Source organism: Paenibacillus sp. AD87, from assembly GCF_001659845.1.
GTDB classification, from domain to species: Bacteria; Bacillota; Bacilli; order Paenibacillales; family Paenibacillaceae; genus Paenibacillus; species Paenibacillus marchantiae.
This window is the reverse complement of sequence record NZ_LXQN01000007.1, coordinates 2,162,401-2,180,492: the sequence shown is the minus strand read 5'-3', so window position 1 is coordinate 2,180,492 and position 18,092 is coordinate 2,162,401. Positions and strand designations below refer to the sequence as shown.

Here is an 18,092-nt window from a genome sequence, read left to right as displayed (position 1 = left end):
TCGACAGCTTTATAATATAAGCATTATAATCGTTTTGAAAGTAGGCACCTTTTTATTAGATAGGAACCAAAAAGTAACTATTGGAGGATTAGCTTAAATGTTTACCAAAAAAGAGTTGCCTGAATGCCCTGTAGCAACAACTGTCGGTTTGATTGGTAACAAATGGAAATTACTTATCATGAGAGATCTTCTGAAAGGAACCCAACGGTTCGGTGAGCTTCGCAAAAGTATTCCGGAAATTAGCCAAAAGGTATTGACCGAAAATTTGCGTTCCATGGAAGGAGACGGTATCGTCATTCGCACCGTCTATGCGGAGGTACCGCCCAGAGTCGAATACAGCTTGAGCGATTTAGGTAATACGCTGAGACCCATCATTAGTGTGATGGAAACATGGGGAATGGATTATAAAAAGCTCAATGAGGATACTTCGACCGATACAGACGAATAGGATTACGGATAGTAGAAAAATGAGCGAATCCATGTTCAGGATGCGCTCGTTTTTTGGTGAGTCCTTTTGTGAAATTGTAAAAGTGTTCATGCTTCCTAACTAAAGGTATAAAAAGCAGGTTTTATAAGCACCTCCGCTGAGGAAAAAAAGATTAGATAGATATCTAATCGGTAATGGGAACATGTTCTTACCCATTCCGGCAATCGTTATAATTCATTTCTCCAATTATCCGGGTTAGTTTTTAGCCTTTACTTGGTTCTATGTAAAAATCCGCCAAGGAAATGTAGCGGAAATTTTTTAAAGTTTACTATATTAAACTAAGAATGCTTTAGAAATGATGACTAACAGGATGAAGAGTACCAATATTGCACCTGTGCTACTATAACCTCCACCAAACCCTCCGATACTTCCATTGCCATACTCATATCCAACTTCACTCATATTTCTTCCCCCTCATTTTCGATATATATTAAGCTATTCAGAAATGTTTAATTTGACACGGCTAAAATGAAAGGTTTCTACAAGAGAGTTTAGTTCAATCTCGTCTTGTTATCGTATTCACGAGTTATGTTAGAACAAGAGTATCACCCTTTTTCAATTCGACAAACAAAAACACCGCCATAGCGAGGTTTTGGAATACCAATGAAGAAAAAAAGGTGTTACTTTAAGATATGCTAATAAAAATAAGATGTGAATAATAATTATCAAGATTTCCCCTCAATTACATCTTCTTATCTTACAAACTCAAGAAAAGTTCCATCAGAGTTTCTATAACCTTTCCAATCCTCTTTCGGCACAAGTTATTTCTCGAAATCTTTATACTGACGGCTCCCGACAATGGGAACGAACGTAATTGCGCAGCTCTGTCAGAACGGCCATTTCGTAATAATGCCGGTTGATCGTTCCTCCATCATCGTAGACGTGCTTTTGCCAACGGTTTGAAATGAAATTTAGCGGTCATTTATAAACACAGGCTGTTTTCGGCGTTCTCTACAATGAATGATTTTGTACTGAATTATTTTTTTAAACCAGCTGCATAGAATGGACCATTAACTGATATGGTCGTTAGAATACGAGCCATTTCTTGAGGAGTTTCTTTCGTACCACTTTCCAACCATTGCTGAATTACCCCTATTATTGCAGTCCCCATATAAGCAGCTAAATATTGTCCCGGAACAAGAAGATTTTCTTCTTTTACAAATGAGTTTGGATTATTTCCATAGAGTGTTTCCCACATAAATTGTTTCAATCTTGTTTGAAATGTTAAATCCCCGTTTGGACCTAACACAGCTTTCATAAATCCACCATTCAAATTTAAATACTCAAATATTGAAACGGTTAAGGAAAATGGAATTAACTTTTCAGAGTCACTTTCAAGTGCGGCAATAACACTTGGATAGTTTTGTTTTGTAATTCTGGACATATCAAGCATAATTTCTTCCTCACATTTAGTCATTAAATCAAATTTGTCTTGATAGTGAGCATAAAACGTACCTCTATTAATGTTCGCCTTCGTTGTTATGTCTTTAACCGTAATTGCTTTAAAACCTTTTTCATTTATTAGTTCAACTAGTGCTTGTCGAATGGATTCTTTTGTCCGAATGACACGTAAATCAGGGTTAATATTGCGCAAGTAAATTCCTCCTTAATTTTATCCAACACAATCATTAAAGGTGTTCCGTAACCAACACATTTGGCATTTTTAATTATTGAACATAGACTTCTCCAATTTTATAATTCGAAGTGTAATAAACAACAGGTTGTTCGTTTATTATAACTTATCATCTGGGAGGGGATACAGGCAAAATTAAAACGAATATAAAAGCTAAGCAAAATTCGATATAAATAATCGGAGTTTTCATGCAAAGTTGAAACCAACACATCCCCATGACACTGTATAAGGTTTGAGCAAAATAGTCGTGACTACTTCACTTATGGAAATCAAGAGATAATCATCAACATGGATGTTCCCCTCAAAATGAAGGTTGATAATATCATATATGTTATTTTGTTACATCCGGACAAGCCTGGTAAATTTCTTCCGTACCCCAAACGAGGTTTTCTAAAATGCGAATAACGTTTTGATGCACGGGGACGATATCAACTAACGAGAGAAGATTTTTAAATCAAAGAATGCAATTCAATTTTAAGGAGGAAGCAACTATGGATAAAGTAAAAGAAATGATGTTATTCAACCCATCATTCGAATATATCGATGATGGAGTAGAGCACGGTATACTGAGCCAATTTAACCCGGGTACAACGGTGCTAAAGAAAGGCTATCAAGTAGATCAACGTTTTATGCCACTGCCGTGTGATGTGATTTTTGAAAAAGATGTACCGGTAAAACTTAGAGATGGTGTTACCATCTACACTGATGTTTTCCGCCCCTCTGGAGCAGAAAAGGTTCCTGTTATTATTTCTTGGAGTCCTTATGGAAAGGCAGCCGGCACAGCCCCAAGATACACAAATCTTTTTGGTATGATTGGTATACCTGATTCAGAACTTTCGGGTCTTCATAAGTTCGAAGGCAGTGACCCCGCTTACTGGTGCAATCATGGTTATGCAGTTTGCAATCCTGATCCGAGAGGAGTTGCTCATTCTGAAGGCGATATATTTATGATTGGTACACAAGAGGCTCGTGACTGCTATGATCTTATTGAATGGCTTGCAGAACAGGAATGGTGTAACGGAAAGGTCGCTACAAGCGGTACTTCGTATCTTGCATTTTCACAGTGGTTTATTGCTGCTGAGCAGCCGCCCCACCTTGCAGCAATAAATCCGGAGGAAGGCTTGGGAGATGCCTATCGTGACCTCATTCGTCGCGGTGGTATACTTGATGTAAACTTTGCATCTCGTCTGCAGGTTAACCATGTACATGCCGGTGAAGCTGTTAGGAGAGAAGATGTACATGATGAAGGACTTAAATATCCATTTTCCAACTGTGACTTATGGGAGGATAAAATTGCTAGATTCGAGAATATAACTTGCCCTGCTTATGTTGTAGCAAGTTACAGCAATACATTGCACACACCAGGCACATTTCGTGCTTGGAGAAATATGCCAAAGGAAAACAAATGGCTTCGTATCCATGACAATCAGGAATGGCCGGATTTCTACAAGGAAGAACAGCAGGAAGATCGCCTTAAATTCTTCGACCATTTCCTTAAGGGAATAGATAATGGCTGGAAGAAAACACCTGTGGTGCGGTATGCGCTTCATGATTTTGAAGGCGGTCATTACGAAGGTATAGAAGCTGAAACGTTCCCACCAGAAGGAACGGTTTACAAGAAGATGTATCTTAACGGAGTTACTCGTACTCTTTCAGAAACACTTGCCCAAACAGATATACCTACAATTTATGACAGTGAGGCATCTCCTGCACAGGCATCCTTCCTCTATAAAGCAGAGGAAAAGACAGAACTTGTCGGTTATCCTAAAGCAAAACTTTATGTTGAAGTTGATGGAAGCGATGATATGGATATACTTGTATATCTCTATAAGCTTGATAAATTCGGAAATCACCTTCAGCAGTTTGTAATTCCAAATATGACTGCAAGGATGCATGATCTAACAGACCGCGGCGGAAGTGTTTTAAGATATAAAGGAAGCAATGGTCGTCTTCGTGTATCAATGAGACACCTTGATGAAGAAAAGAGTACAAATGAAGTACCTGCTTATACTTTTGATCGTGAAGAAAAACTCCACAAGGGTGAGATTGTAGAGATTGAAATTGAGATGTTCCCAATTGGAATGCTCCTTTATCCGGGAGAGCAACTTCGCTTTATTGTAAGCGCCAAGGATGAAGTCGGTGGCATAATGCCGGGTACACCTGCCGCACCACCGGTAAATCATGGTAAGCATATTATTCACTGCGGCGGACAGTATGATTCGTATTTGCAGCTCCCTTTTAGAAAATAATTTCTAGTCGTCCGAAAAACGTACGCTAAATCAAACAAGCTGGAAATTCCGTACGCTAAGGAATTCCGGCTTGTTTTGTGTAAGTGCTGTGGAAGATCAACTTTTAACCTCGTAATGCTTCTTGCTTCCTTTCCCTTCATCAGTTGAAAGCTATTTAAGGGGAGCCCTTTTAGAGCCGCGATTTGCCTTTTCGTATCCTGTCTTTTGGTTCTTGTCTGTTTTTTGAAACAGCACTTGGATGAATTTTCAAGTAAACTATGAAGATTTACTTGTATAGTAGTGTTAAGAAAAAAGGGAAAGCGCTAATTACATGAATGAATTCAGAAGCGGTGGTTTTCTCAGGAAGCACAGCCTCTTTTCTGGTTTCATTGTTTGGTCCTAACATGAGCTCGTTATAGGCTGTTCCTTCCACTCCTTTTAATATTGAAAAATTAATTTGGAATATTGGTACAGATCGTTCTTCCATACAGGCCAATCATGTCCACTGCTTTCCTCATACCAAATATGAGGTACTTCGTGTGCTCCAAATAACCGTGCAGCTGTTCGCTGATTTGCTTGAGGTTACTTGGTCACCGCATGACAACCAGAGCAAGAGGAGAAACGATGACGCATCTAATGGATTCGGGAGGAGCAGCTCCGAGCTTTGGTGTTTGGAGCTGCGGAGAACGCACCGACTCATGCGAAATGGTTCAGATTATTCAATCTAACAATAAAAGTAGTGCCTGAAATCTAGGCACTACTTTTGGTTAACCCGATATAGTCATTGTGTATATTTTTCTAATAAACTTTCTTCAGTTCATTGTATTGGTCATTCGTAGCTTACATGGTTTTTTCTGCTAGATCCGTTCCGGATGCCTCATGCTTACCTTGTTCCAGAGCATTAACCCAATATCGGCCAAGTTTTTCATTCCACACTGAAATAATATATACTCTTTACCTTCTTGCATTGGTGTGTAATCTTCATAATTCATTCTAAGCTCTGAATTGATCTCCTGTTTTGTAGAATCATTGTATACTTGAGTTACTTTTACCTTAGTTTCTGTTCTGCCTGTCTTGCTTCATATGGGTATCATTTTGGACTCTTTAAACCATCATTCACCTGAGGATGCTTACATTTTTTAGATTTATTATTGTACTCATTGATGATCTGATCAAGAAATTGAGACTGTTTGATCACTAATGGATGTGCTAAGCCGTGGTGTTTGATGAGATTATGTAACTTTTCTCTTTCAACTTCTAGTTTTATATTTGTTAAATAACGATCATTCACAGTATCACACTCCTATACTGTTATATATTATCTTTTTATGTAAAAAGTTAGAGAAAAAAATGAACATCATATTTCTTACTAAAACAGAAAAAGGCACCCATTGGGTGCCCCAAGACATTTATAAATTGTAATAGCTACCAACCTCCAGAACCATGACTGCTTGGAGAATATAGCGGTATTGGAACAGGTGGTATTTCGTCAGAAGCAAACGCACTTAATGGTACTAAAGTAATTACTAAACTCAAAATCAGCATAACTAAGGACAACTTTTTTTTCATGTTAAACCCTCCTCGTAAATCGTCATGATTGTCGTATATCTTTTTAACGAAGTCTCATCAATAAAATAACGAAACTTCTCAAACATGCATATACACCTCACCATGCATGCGGTATTGTTAATTTTAGCTGATATTGCCAAACTCTCTAGGACGTAATTAATTCCAATCCTATATGCACCTTTTTTAGTATAGTAAGAACCCACATCAGCTAAAAAATTTGCTAAACCATCGTCTATAATCTCAGCCGTGTACGTTCCCACTTGACCATTTCCCTTAATTTGATTCAATATCACCTGTTCAAAACGCTCAAGAATACTGTCTATATTAAGTTTATACATTTCAGCTGCTTTCACAATTTTGAATAGAGCTCGTAGTATTTCATTTTCATTTGAAGAGATATATTCAACATACTCTTTAAGTATACTCACTTCTCCAGAAATAAGCCTATACAAGTATCTATTAGCTTTCGCCCACTCTGCAAATTGATATTTAGTAGCCTCAGCGGATTCATCTGTCTCTACAATCCAATCGTGAACCTCATAGCGAGTCACATAATTTATGGCATTCTCAAAATCATTCTTTTCTTCGGAAATCGTACCTAGAATTAGATTAGAGTAAAGAATGTAACCAAATAGAGGCTTTTCAGTTTTAGTTAATTTTGGATTTTTATGAGTTCTTTTATGTTTTTGTTGATAAAGGTTTTCTGCTATACGACCCATTTCTTCTGCTAAGTATTTTGATTTATCCCACCTATGCAAAGACATGAGGAGATTTATAAGGTCCTTTAATGCATCCAATTGTTCTGCCTCGCCCAACCTTTTAATAAAGGGTTCAAACAGTGTTGCGCATTCCAAATTGATCTCTTGATTATCAGTTAAAGAATTTTTAAATATCCTGTATTGGCAAGTAGCCAAACGCTCGGCATGTTGGAAGCGTTCACTTTCTGCAACCTTTTTATATATAATTAAAGCAGCTTCACTATAGTTCTTGTTATTCAGAATTTCAGCCACGTCAAATAGCATAGGTAAATAATTTAGATTGTCCATCACTATACTAACCAACTGATCAAGACAATCAAGTTTATTCAGTTCAGCACATCTATTAATTAAAGGTTTACACCTTCTCCAATCCGGTGAACTCTCATTAAAAAATTCATATATATATATTTCATATAATGCTCCAGGTTCTAATTTCATAGCTTCAGTAATTTGATCGAGGGTCCGGACAGGGACCGGAATAACCCCGTTCATAATTTTACTCAAAGAGCCTGGATTAATACCTGCTCTCTCAGCAAAATGAGAAATGACTATTTGATTATCTTTTATGTAATTATACATTTCTGATCGGATCGTCTTAATTGAAAGTTCCAAAATATACCTCCTCCCAAATTAAAAACCCAATATTTTCAATATAAACGCTTATTTAGAAATATAATGTAAAAGTTAACCATCGGTCAATAGATCGAATTCAATTTTTAATTTTCTATTGACTCTCCCCGTTCGAGACAGGAACATTTCCAGCATGTTCAGAGCATGAGGCTCAACGTCCACCAAATTTTTACGAGGCAGACATTTGGCCGCCCCAAGTGCTTTCCTTTTTTTTAGCTTTAGCAAAACATTCAGCCTGTGTTTGCTTAATGGAATCATCTTCCGTAAGCCAGCTAAGTATCTGTAGCACAAAATCCATAACAAGCTGCCAGATCCCCTCGAACTCCTGGTACTTCCGCTGCCATCAAGCCAGAATGGATATATTTAGCTGTAGCTTCACGATGAACACACCAGCTCAGCCAAATAGCCCCCGGCCTTATCCTTAAAAAATCGTCGTACAGATTACGCTTCGCATCACATAAGTTGCCATTGACTCGACCGTATGGACGTAACTTCTTTGGTGAAATGAACAAAATTATGAATTCATCAGTTATCAGATAGAGACTCATGCTACGGCCGTGAGTCTCTTATATGCACAAAAAACTGGAATCTGTCCGGTTTAAATCCCTTATATATTCCCGTAGAATTAAATACACAATAATACAAAATATATAAATTATACTATATATTTATATATTTTTGTATGAAAGAGGGTGATACAAGAAAATTATTTGCCCAAAATAAGATCTAGGCTTGCTTACTCAGGTTGATAAAATTTAGTTCTAGAGGAGAGTGTACATGTTGTTATTCAAATTGAAGAAGTCAATTAGTATTCTTTTGGCCCTCCTGACTGCCCTGCCGCTGATATTAACTCCAATTCAGGCTTCGGCTGCCAGCGATGTTACTGTAAACTTGTCCTCTCAAAAGCAGCTTATCAAGGGATTTGGGGGAATCAATCATCCGGCCTGGATAGGAGATTTGACACCATCGCAAAGAGATACAGCATTTGGTAATGGACAAAATCAGCTGGGTTTTTCAATTTTGCGTGTTTATATTGATGATAATAAAAACAATTGGTATAAAGAATTGCCTACCGCAAAACGAGCGATTGAACAAGGGGCAATCGTCTTTGCGTCACCATGGAATCCTCCAAGTGATATGGTGGAGACATTCAATCGTAATGGGGACACCACGGCCAAGCGACTTAAATACGATAAATATGCTGCGTATTCACAGCATCTTAATGACTTTGTTTCTTACATGAAATCCAACGGTGTTAATCTCTATGCAATCTCCGTACAAAATGAACCGGATTATGCGCATGATTGGACGTGGTGGACGCCTCAAGAAATGCTTCGATTCATGAAAGATTATGCGGGCTCCATTACAGGAGCGAAAGTAATGGCGCCAGAATCCTTCTCCTACCTAAAAGAAATGTCAGATCCCATACTGAATGATCCTCAAGCTTTAGCAAACATGGACATTTTGGGTGCACATACGTATGGTACACAATTTAACAATTTCCCTTACCCACTTTTTAAACAAAAAGGTGCAGGAAAGGAACTTTGGATGTCAGAGGTATATTACCCTAATAGTAACGCAAACTCAGCAGATAATTGGCCAGAGGCGCTGGATGTCTCCTATCACATCCATAATGCGATGGTAGAGGCAGATTTCCAGGCGTATGTATGGTGGTATATTCGTAGACAGTACGGTCCCATGAAAGAGGATGGCACCATAAGCAAACGGGGATATAACATGGCCCATTTTTCCAAGTTTGTTCGACCAGGCTTTGTAAGAGTTGAAGCGACGAAAAATCCGGATACCCAGACGTTTATCTCTGCTTACAAAGGAGACAACAAGGTGGTTATCGTAGCAATCAACCGAGGTACTTCCGCCGTAAACCAAAAATTTGTATTGCAGAACGGGAATGCCTCAACCGTATCTTCCTGGATTACGGACAGCACTAGAAATCTGGCAACCGGCTCTTCGATAAACGTCACTGGCAATTCCTTTACTGCTCAACTTCCTGCCCAGAGTGTTACCACATTCACAGCTCCATTAAAATAGTAACATGTCCAATCGCCCCACACTTTTCCTTGCATAAATGTTGATGTCCTCATATTAAAATCGTACCGCAAATAAACGCAAAACCCTTGAGACAACTTCCAATGATATTCATTGGGAGTTGTCTTCATATGAATGGTCAAAACCAGAATAAAAGACAAAAGCGCTCCCCTGTCTAAAACACAATAGGAGTGCTCTTGTCTTTTTGTTCTTGTCTATTTCTTGAACATGAACTCGTTATAGGCTTTTCCTTCCACTCCTTTTAATATTGAAAAATTAATTTGGAATATTGATACAGATCGTTCTTCCATACAGGCCAATCATGTCCACCGCTTTCCTCATACCAAATATGAGGTACTTCGTGTTGTGTCAAATAACCGTGCAACTGTTCGCTGATTTGCTTGAGGTTATCTTGGTCACCGCAGGACAACCAGAGCAAACGGAGAAGCGATGATGCTTCTGATGGATTCGGGAGGAGCAGCTCCGAGGCTTTGGTGTTTGGAGCTGCGGAGAACGCACCGATCCAGGCAAAATGGTTCAGATTGTTCAATCCGATATTTAAAGACTGGCCTCCGCCCATGGACAAACCTGCAATTGCCCGGTTCTCCCTTTTCGTCCGAACATGGTAATTCGATTCAATAAAAGGAATTAAATCGTGAAGTAAATCGGATTCAAACGTCTCGAATGCTTTTATTTTCTCAGGATCAAACAGATCTCCCTCAGCCCTGTCGTTTGGCATTGCTCGGCCATTAGGAAATACGACAATCATCGGCTCAAGCTTTTTATCGTCGTACAGATTATCGAGAATCACTTGTGGATTGGCATGATTATGCCACTCGGCTTCGTCTCCACCGATCCCATGCAAAAGGTAGAGGACGTTATACGTATACTCAATGGAATATCCGGGTGGAGTATACACCATTGTTTTGCGCGAGTTCCCAACGGTTGCCGAGAAATATTCCACCATTTCCATGTTGCCGTGTAGTATGTTTTCCCTGTACTGGTCATACCCTTCTGGTGCTGTAGTTATCATCATATTCTCCCCTTCCAACATGCTTCTTTCGTTGCTGCTAAACAGGATGTTGTGACTAATCAACATAACCAAATCCCAGAATCGTAAATCGTTTGCCCTCGTGGCCTTCAGCCATCTCAATCTCCAACGTGTGCTCTCTGGAATGCTTTTCATCGTACAGGATTACGGCATGGCAGTGTGTCCAGTTCACTTGATGCGGATCGGCTGTCTTCATCAGTGTTCCGTCCACTCTAATATTCGCGGTTCCAAAATCCGCCCTTCCGGAATCCTTGAACACCAGAATAAGGCGCTTGCTCCGGAGGATCAGCTTAAAACTGTCTTTACCCGCTACGTTCTGCCCCGTATGCATCCAGTTATTAGGAAATAGCGGTGTACCGTGTGCATGATCATCCATCTCTGTCAGTTGCAGATCGGTATCCGTCTCCCGAAACCCACCCGCCTCAATCCGGGCGATCCTGTCGCCATTCAGACGGTCAAGCAGCTTCGTGTCAACAAAGGCATTTCCGAGCAGCGGTGGCTTTTCATTCGCGTTATCTTCCTCGTCCGGGGCGGATCGATCCGTTACGTCGAACAACCAGCCCAGACAGTCGGCCATAATATGATGTCCGGCATTGGTCGGATGGTAGATGTCATGGAAAAACTGCTTTTTGGTAATGACATTGCCCTGTTCCTTCGTCCACTGGAATTGCTCCACCACAGCATCTTTTACACTCACCATAGGCAGATCATAATGCCAGCCAACAGGAGTCAGGCGATCCTGGAGATTCCAGTCATTCTCAAACACACTGAACAGCAGAATGACGGCTGGTTTGTTGTTAGCGCCAAGTGCCTTGAGCACCAGGCTCTCGTAACAAATGCCTTGGGTCTCATCGTCTGCATCATTGACGGCAAACTCCACAATGACAATATCAGGCTGGACTGTCCCGTCCCGCAGCACATCCCGATCATAGCGGACAATGCCCAGCTGTGAGGGCGTGCCGCCTACGCCTGCCTTGATCAGACGAATCGGACTGTCATCCGATGGAGCGAACATATGCTTGAAAATTTCATGCGAGCGATAGGCGTAACAATTCAGATGAAGAGGAACGGCGCCTGCGCCGTGGGTAATCGAGCCGCCAATGTAAGCGATGGTGACCGGCTCGCCGCGTTTTGCTTTTTCAATAGCAGCCTTCAATCTAGTGTTGTTTCCTTTGTTCAATAGAGATTTACCGATCATATCACGATAAGCCTGTGACTCGGGATTAACCGGCGGCTCATTCCCAGCTTCAGCAACCCCAACAGGGTCACACGGTGCCGTCGGACCTTCCTTTTCATTTGCCGAATCCGCTGAATTGTTGAGCATGGACATCCATCATCCTTTCCATCAACAAAGGGTTTAATTGGGTTACTGAAGCATATTATGAAGCACGCTAATAAACTTCAGGTATACTCCAAAAGCCTTGCTTAAATTTGCTAAGCCGGGCTTTTGGAGATACATCTTAATTGTTAACTGCGACAAATTTCCATTGCTGATTGGTTGCGTTTGTAAAACCGTTTTGCTGTAATTTGGCACCGTCTGCAGTTGAGGAGCCTGCGACCTCTATGGCCTTATTGCTGTTGACGTTTATAATACTCCAATAGCCATTGCCCAGATCGTTGATTTTAAAATGCTGCGCGGTGGTATTCAAATTGCTCATGAGCTGTACTGCCTCTCCGTTGTTACTGGTGCCATTACGAATGTCGATGACCTTATCGGGCGAATTTACACTCGTCAAACTGTAAATTCCACTAGCAATCTGGGTCAGGACCCACTTTTGAGGATTGCCACCCAAATCAGACCATTGCTGAAGCTGCAAATTGCTCTCATTTACCCCACCCGGTACATCAATAACCTTACTCGAATGTCTAGCCACGATCTTGTAGGTTGCCCCCGGCGTCAATCCGGTTGATGGAGTGCCACTGTTCGGGTAAGACTGTGCGCGTTCATAGAACCATTCGAACAGGAAACGTCCCATCGCGCTCCGTGAAGCATCACCGTCCCATTTTAGGCCTGCCGTCGGATCGGCAAAGGAGCTTCGTTCCCCAGCATCCAAAATGAAGCCGTTCATATGTGCTGCAATGCTGACATTGCCTGCCGCGTTGAAAATAGTCTTCGTATTGTTGCCGAAGCCTTCATTGCTGCCATTGAACAGATTCCAGTATTCGGAATCGCCTGCTTTTGTTTTGAACCACGTGACTTCGGTGATGTTAATCGGATATTTATCAGCCGCAGCCTTCACATTCGTATTCCACTGATCTTGCAGAATGGACATGTTGTCATGCGCTCCGTACCCCGGATACCAGTGAACGGCATAACCGTAATTGTTCAGTGGATCTGTTAAAGGATGGCTTGCTGTCAGACTATAGAATTGGTTGTACCCCAAACCAGCGGCCCAGATAACATTATCCGCGCCTTGGCTGCGGATGGTCGAGATGATGGAGTTCTGAAAATTGCGCAGATCATTCCAGTGATCCACAAAGTCGTTCTCGCCGTTGTAGCCGCCCCAATGTCCGTTAGCGTACGATTTAACTGGCTCATTGATCAGCTCAAAGTGTACGTTGTCTGCGCTTTTAATTTCCGGGCGAGAAGCGAGATAACCCCAGATTTGATTGAACTTTTGCAGATTGGCTGCGGTCGTAGCTTGATCATCCTTCAATGTGAAGTCAAGTCCGAGTGTAACATAGACACCTTTCGTTTTTGCATATTGGATATAAGGGATAATGACGTTCTGCGTTACAGTTTGTACACCAGCAAAATTATAAGTGCCTGCTGCTACGTCTCCCATGTCCTCGCGGTCAATGAACAGACGAATCTGATTCATATTCCAGCCGTGGCTGCTTCCGTATTTAGGACTTGTACTTGTAAATGTATCGGTAATGTCTTTCAGATAAGCCAATGTAGCGGCATGGCGGTTGTTGCCGTTTCGAGTGAGATAATAGTTGCTATTCTGGTAGGTCCAGTAGGCTCCTGAGGGCTGATGCCAGCCACTCATTACGACGGGTTGGTTACTGCTGTTCACTAGATTTTTCCCACTGACGTGAAGCTTGCCCATAGGCATGCCAACCCACGCGTCCGCGCGACCCGATCCGAGTGGCGTGATGGACAGCAGCAAAGCCAGAATGAGCATAAATTTACAGTAATTCAACATCTTCTTCAACATAATCCCTCCTGAGCTTGAATGGTCAAACGTGAAAACAGACGGCATCACCTCCTTCACTGAACTATATTGGGCTCGCCTTCGTAGCCCTTCTGATGGAGAAGCATCATCCAACGATGCCCGTGCGTTCAACACTCTCCACGAAATAACGCTGTACAAACAGGTAGATGATGATCAAAGGCAAGATGGCCAGTAAAATCCCGGTATCCTGTATCATGCTTAGATAAAAAGGATCGGCTTTGGATGCACCATCGCTTACCTGCTGGGCCAGATTATACGGTAGCGAGGACAGCTGGGTGGACATCACTTTGCTGGACGTCAGATAGGTTGTCGTATAGAAGCTGTCATTCCATTGCCAAACGAAGGAAAATAACAGCACCGTAACAATCGACGGTATCGCATTGGGCAGCATGATGCGTGCAAAAGTGCGGCTGATGCCAGCACCATCAACGTAAGCCGCTTCCTCCACTTCCTTGGGAATGCCTCTGAAAAACTGGCGGAAGATGAAAATATACAGCCCTGCCTTGAGCGAATTGGCCGTTATGGCAGTCAGAATAAACGGCCAGTACGTATTCAGCAGATTTGCGGGTTTGCCAGCGATCAGCGTCATCAGTCCCATCAGATCAAAGCTCTTCAAGTTCAGGTACACCGGAATAAGAATGGTGGTTGGCGGAACCAGAATAGTCAAGATGACTCCAGCAAACAACAGATTGCTTCCTTTGAATTTCAAGCGGGCAAACCCATATCCGGCGAGCGCGCAGGAAAGCGTCGTCAAAATGGTCGTTGTTGCAGACAGTGCAAACGTATTGAGCAGCGTGGCCCAATAATCCATGACACGAATGGCCTGCTTGAAATTGTCGATGGAGAAATTTTGCGGAATCCAGACCACGACGGCCGAATACAGGTCGCTCTTATCCTTGATGGACGTCGATATTTTCTGGAAGATCGGGAACAGGATCACGAAGGAGAGCCCGGTAATCAGCGTGAACCGCACAACGGACCACAGCCAGCTCTTCCACTGCTCAAGTGACAGCAACCTTGATATCATCAACCCGGTCAACCCCCTTTCTAATCTTGATAGAAGACACGTTTGGAGAAAATAAGTGATACGATGACCAGAATGACGGCAATTGCCACGAAGTACACCCACGCCATGGCTGAACTCAGTCCAAAATCAAATTTGACAAAGCCTGTATCGCGAATGAGGGTAGTCATAGCATTGTTGGCAAAGGAATCGACAATGGTATAGATCACGTTAACGAAAATAAGCGGGCTGACCATGGGGAACGTAATTTTCCAAAAGGCTTCATACCCCGTAGCCCCTTCCATTTTGGAAGCCTCGTACAGCTGGGGCGATATGGTTTGGATGCCTGCCAAAAAGATAAGAATCTGCACGCCTGATTGACTGACGATCTGATAAATGCGATCTACGGCGCCGCTCAGATACATGACAACCCACTCGCCCAGCCCCGCGTCCAGCATCAGGTTTTCGATCTCAAATGTGCCCAGGGCACTGCCACCCATACTGCTCTGGTTAACGGCCTCGATCAGACTGGTGCTTTCCAGTGCCATGATGACGCCTGATGCCAAAATCACCGGCAGAAAAAAGATTGACCGCGCTATGGCCCGCCCCGGAAACTTCTGATTGAGAATGACGGCAAGGAACAGGCTGAATATAACGATGAGCGGCACATTGACGAATACATCCGTTATGGATCCGATCAGCGCTCGGTTGAAGCTGGTATTGACCGTCAGCGCCTGAATATAGTTGGCGAGACCTGTGAACTGGATGGATATGCCCTGCGCGTTCGCCTGAATTGAACTCAGGCTGTAGCGCAGGGAAGCCAGCAGCGGAACAAAGAAGAACAGGACAAAGCCGATAAGCCAGGGAAGCACATAGATCACTCCCCAGGCCGCCTTCTGCTGAGCATAGGTTCGGCGTCCCCACTTTCCTTTCAGTAGCGCTTTCAGAGCTGCTCACCACCTGTCACGTAACTTTTGGCTTCTACGGTTCGGCCTGCTGCCTCCACGGGGAAGTCGTTATAATTCACCAGAGCGAAGCCTCCGTTTTCGTATGTCGTTTGAAATACCCCTTCAGCCAGCTTCTCGTGTGCGACCATGTTCAGCCCGGCGAATGAACGATTGGCCTGATTGACCTCTTCATACATCTCGGCTGCCAGGTCCATCCACTGCTCGTAATGGGCGGCGTACAGATCGTCGTAATCCGTTTCCTTCACGACATGGTTCGGCGCGTTGAACCATGTGAAGTAGGGGCTTGCTCCATACTCAACAAGCTTCAACACATATTGTCTTGCATCGGTATACGTTGACAGATTGTAGGCTGCTCCGGTGTAGCTGATGCCACCGTGAACAACCAGTTGGAAGAACGGAATCTCTTCATCCGCCAGCTTGAAGTGGCTGCTGGACATCGGCGCATCCGTCAACCCCGTCACATATGGCAGCGCATAAGCATTCCCACCCTCCGCCACAAGAGGCATCCCCTGCTGTGTAATTTGCTTCAATGCCTCCGTGACAGCAACTTGCGCTCCGGTTCGGTCCAGCAGTTTTTTCGGATTCATATCGCTATTCAGCTGCTCGGCCAGATCACGCATAGACAAGCCGCCTGTCTCATATGGCTGGAGTGCTTTTAGCATGTCTTCGGTCACATCACCCAGCAGGTTTGGAGAAAGGATATATGCCGGTTGTCGATCCCGGTCACGCCGCTGTGTTGCCGGGTCCATCGGATATAGGACCGCTGGCTCCTGCGTGAGTGTTCGGGAAGCTTCCGAGGAAGGCTTGAAGCCGCTCTTCGCATGCACGTTTAGGACCGCTACATCAGGATAAAAGCCGATCCCGGCCTCACGGGTATAGTCGCTAAATGCCTGCATGCCTTTACGTCCTCCCACCGCCCCATCCACCTTGATGGAATCCGGCAAACGATGAAGGAGTCCTCCGTTGAACCAGCCCGCGTAGCGCACCTGAATGTTGGATACGTGTTTTTCTTTGAGCTCGGACAAGATTTGCTGCGCCTCTTCAAACGTGGTCAACGCCTCATTCGATTCGTAAGGTATACCCAGCAGGTGTTTTTGGGTGGTCATACTGCCGACAAGCTTCAGGTAAAACGGAATGCCCTTTTCTCCCTCAGCCGTTTGCTTCGCCGGAAGGCCGTCCGTCCGGGTTAAATAATCCCGGTACAGAGAGGCAAGACCGGAATAGGACGCATCCTCTGCTCCGGCAAAGGCGTAACGAACGACAAAATCGGATGCCGTCGGCTTCTTCTGGAACTTGGGCAGTGTCCGTACCATGTCGCTCGCCTGAAGCGTCACATCACTTTTGTTCACAACGTAAAAGCTTGGATACACATTGTTGTAGCTATTCAGTTTTCCGCTGATATCCGCATTAACAACGGCTGTAGCCGCACCTTCCTCGATGATGCCCAGGAACGCACCGCCCGAGTGAATCAGTCCGAAAACCGGCAGCCTGGCCTTTTCCTCAGTCGAGTCCACTTCACGAAGCTTCATCGTCAGGTCCGGTCCATACACGTCCTGCTGATAGGCGGGATATTGAACCTTGCCATTGTTGAAATGAATGAGTGCTCCCGAACCGTCGGGTACAAACAGGGAACCTTCTTCGTCCGCTGCACCAGCACCGAAATAATCCAGCACCGATATGCTATTGATCGGATATTGCTCGGGAAAATGAATGCCGGATGCCGGCACGCGTAAGACCAGTGTTTCGTCATCCAGCTCGTATTCGATGGATAACATAAACATGCGTGGTCCGCTTTTTTCCTGCTCGATGCCATGCTCGACATTGTCCAGTTCAAGGTCCTCTGGTGTGTAACCGGCTGTCTCAAAAGCCTTGAGGGCACGCGTTAGCTGAAGTCCCTGCATCGCCTTGTCGATTCGGACGTAGACGCCTTCGTCATTGTCCTCGGCATAGCCGACCTTTAAGGCACGCTGCCCGGCCTTATCGAGCGCGGCAAGCAGCTTCTGCTCGAAGCGCTCCTTGCTGATTTTCACAGGCAAATCCTCTATGGAGCTCTCATTACTGCCAAACTGGTAGTTCACCCGAACGCCATTTGGCAATACTTCGTAGCTTATCTGCTGGTGGGCTACACTATCCGTATAGGAGTTAACCGAGCTGCTCTGTCCCAGACTGTTATAAAAGCTGAGCTTGGCCTGCGAAGACAGCAGGTCCTTGTTGATGCCCGCCGCAAGCGTATCCAATTTGCGCTTTTCCGGATTGCTGCGCCAGATCTGCCCGCTCTGCTTGTGAATCACCGCAATCTCGGCTGTCTCTTCCTGGATGAACAGCTGCAGCGCTTCATTCTGGGCAAGCCCGATCATGCCCGGAAGACGTGTATCGTTGAAGGATGAGGCCAGCTTCTCTCCGGGCGGCAGCGCAGGCACTTCCGCTTGTTCATCCGAGCTCGCAGACATCCTGGGTTCAGGCATGGAAGCGGGCTGACACCCGCCAAGAAGCAAGCCGAATACGAGCAGGATCGCGATCATTTTTTTAGCCACGTACAA

General features: G+C 43.9%; 15 protein-coding genes. 3 read left to right on the top strand and 12 right to left on the bottom strand.

Annotated features, from left to right (window positions below; genetic code table 11):
• The first annotated feature begins 97 nt into the window (after window positions 1–97).
• Window positions 98–448, top strand: coding sequence for a winged helix-turn-helix transcriptional regulator (locus gpAD87_RS09710; RefSeq protein ID WP_063567488.1), 351 nt, complete (start codon window positions 98–100; stop codon window positions 446–448).
• A gap of 312 nt (window positions 449–760) precedes the next feature.
• Here gpAD87_RS09710 and gpAD87_RS31440 read toward each other — a convergent pair whose 3' ends face one another.
• Both gpAD87_RS31440 and gpAD87_RS09705 read right to left on the bottom strand, forming a co-directional pair.
• Window positions 761–889 carry a sporulation protein YjcZ gene (locus tag gpAD87_RS31440; protein WP_082935059.1) on the bottom strand — a complete coding sequence of 43 codons (129 nt, stop codon included), beginning with the start codon at window positions 887–889 and terminating at the stop codon, window positions 761–763.
• Between the two features lie 574 nt (window positions 890–1,463).
• Window positions 1,464–2,081, bottom strand: a complete 618-nt coding sequence (locus tag gpAD87_RS09705) for a TetR/AcrR family transcriptional regulator (RefSeq protein WP_063567489.1) — start codon at window positions 2,079–2,081, stop codon at window positions 1,464–1,466.
• 530 nt (window positions 2,082–2,611) lie between these two features.
• Here gpAD87_RS09705 and gpAD87_RS09700 point away from each other — a divergent pair.
• Window positions 2,612–4,369 carry a CocE/NonD family hydrolase gene (locus tag gpAD87_RS09700; protein WP_064637839.1) on the top strand — a complete coding sequence of 586 codons (1,758 nt, stop codon included), beginning with the start codon at window positions 2,612–2,614 and terminating at the stop codon, window positions 4,367–4,369.
• Window positions 4,370–4,634: 265 nt separating this feature from the next.
• Here the strand turns inward: gpAD87_RS09700 and gpAD87_RS32140 are convergent, their stop codons facing one another.
• The 4 genes from gpAD87_RS32140 to gpAD87_RS09685 all read right to left on the bottom strand — a co-directional run bounded on the left by gpAD87_RS32140 (window position 4,635) and on the right by gpAD87_RS09685 (window position 7,287).
• The gene (locus gpAD87_RS32140; RefSeq protein WP_064637837.1) at window positions 4,635–4,835 is read right to left on the bottom strand and encodes a hypothetical protein; all 201 of its coding nucleotides are present in this window, start codon (window positions 4,833–4,835) and stop codon (window positions 4,635–4,637) included.
• Window positions 4,836–5,438: 603 nt separating this feature from the next.
• Window positions 5,439–5,639, bottom strand: a complete 201-nt coding sequence (locus tag gpAD87_RS09690; protein ID WP_064637835.1) for an aspartyl-phosphate phosphatase Spo0E family protein — start codon at window positions 5,637–5,639, stop codon at window positions 5,439–5,441.
• A gap of 134 nt (window positions 5,640–5,773) precedes the next feature.
• Window positions 5,774–5,917 carry a hypothetical protein gene (locus gpAD87_RS31785; RefSeq protein ID WP_157258438.1) on the bottom strand — a complete coding sequence of 48 codons (144 nt, stop codon included), beginning with the start codon at window positions 5,915–5,917 and terminating at the stop codon, window positions 5,774–5,776.
• Window positions 5,914–7,287, bottom strand: coding sequence for an XRE family transcriptional regulator (locus gpAD87_RS09685; RefSeq protein ID WP_231952495.1), 1,374 nt, complete (start codon window positions 7,285–7,287; stop codon window positions 5,914–5,916). The genes gpAD87_RS31785 and gpAD87_RS09685 overlap by 4 nt, the downstream gene beginning before the upstream one ends.
• 795 nt (window positions 7,288–8,082) lie before the next feature.
• Here gpAD87_RS09685 and gpAD87_RS09675 point away from each other — a divergent pair.
• Window positions 8,083–9,354 carry a glucuronoxylanase gene (locus tag gpAD87_RS09675; protein ID WP_442950713.1) on the top strand — a complete coding sequence of 424 codons (1,272 nt, stop codon included), beginning with the start codon at window positions 8,083–8,085 and terminating at the stop codon, window positions 9,352–9,354.
• A 259-nt stretch (window positions 9,355–9,613) separates the two neighbouring features.
• Here the strand turns inward: gpAD87_RS09675 and gpAD87_RS09670 are convergent, their stop codons facing one another.
• The 6 genes from gpAD87_RS09670 to gpAD87_RS09645 form a co-directional block, all read right to left on the bottom strand.
• Window positions 9,614–10,387, bottom strand: coding sequence for an alpha/beta hydrolase (locus gpAD87_RS09670; RefSeq protein WP_331710876.1), 774 nt, complete (start codon window positions 10,385–10,387; stop codon window positions 9,614–9,616).
• Between the two features lie 52 nt (window positions 10,388–10,439).
• The gene (locus gpAD87_RS09665; protein WP_064637832.1) at window positions 10,440–11,726 is read right to left on the bottom strand and encodes an SGNH/GDSL hydrolase family protein; all 1,287 of its coding nucleotides are present in this window, start codon (window positions 11,724–11,726) and stop codon (window positions 10,440–10,442) included.
• Between the two features lie 136 nt (window positions 11,727–11,862).
• Window positions 11,863–13,563, bottom strand: a complete 1,701-nt coding sequence (locus gpAD87_RS09660) for an RICIN domain-containing protein (RefSeq protein ID WP_231952494.1) — start codon at window positions 13,561–13,563, stop codon at window positions 11,863–11,865.
• Window positions 13,564–13,666: 103 nt separating this feature from the next.
• Window positions 13,667–14,611, bottom strand: a complete 945-nt coding sequence (locus gpAD87_RS09655; RefSeq protein WP_090995381.1) for a carbohydrate ABC transporter permease — start codon at window positions 14,609–14,611, stop codon at window positions 13,667–13,669.
• A gap of 17 nt (window positions 14,612–14,628) precedes the next feature.
• Window positions 14,629–15,531, bottom strand: a complete 903-nt coding sequence (locus gpAD87_RS09650; RefSeq protein WP_063567969.1) for a carbohydrate ABC transporter permease — start codon at window positions 15,529–15,531, stop codon at window positions 14,629–14,631.
• The gene (locus gpAD87_RS09645; protein ID WP_331710875.1) at window positions 15,528–18,086 is read right to left on the bottom strand and encodes a DUF5696 domain-containing protein; all 2,559 of its coding nucleotides are present in this window, start codon (window positions 18,084–18,086) and stop codon (window positions 15,528–15,530) included. Before gpAD87_RS09645 ends, gpAD87_RS09650 begins: the two co-directional genes overlap by 4 nt.
• Between the last annotated feature and the right edge of the window lie 6 nt (window positions 18,087–18,092).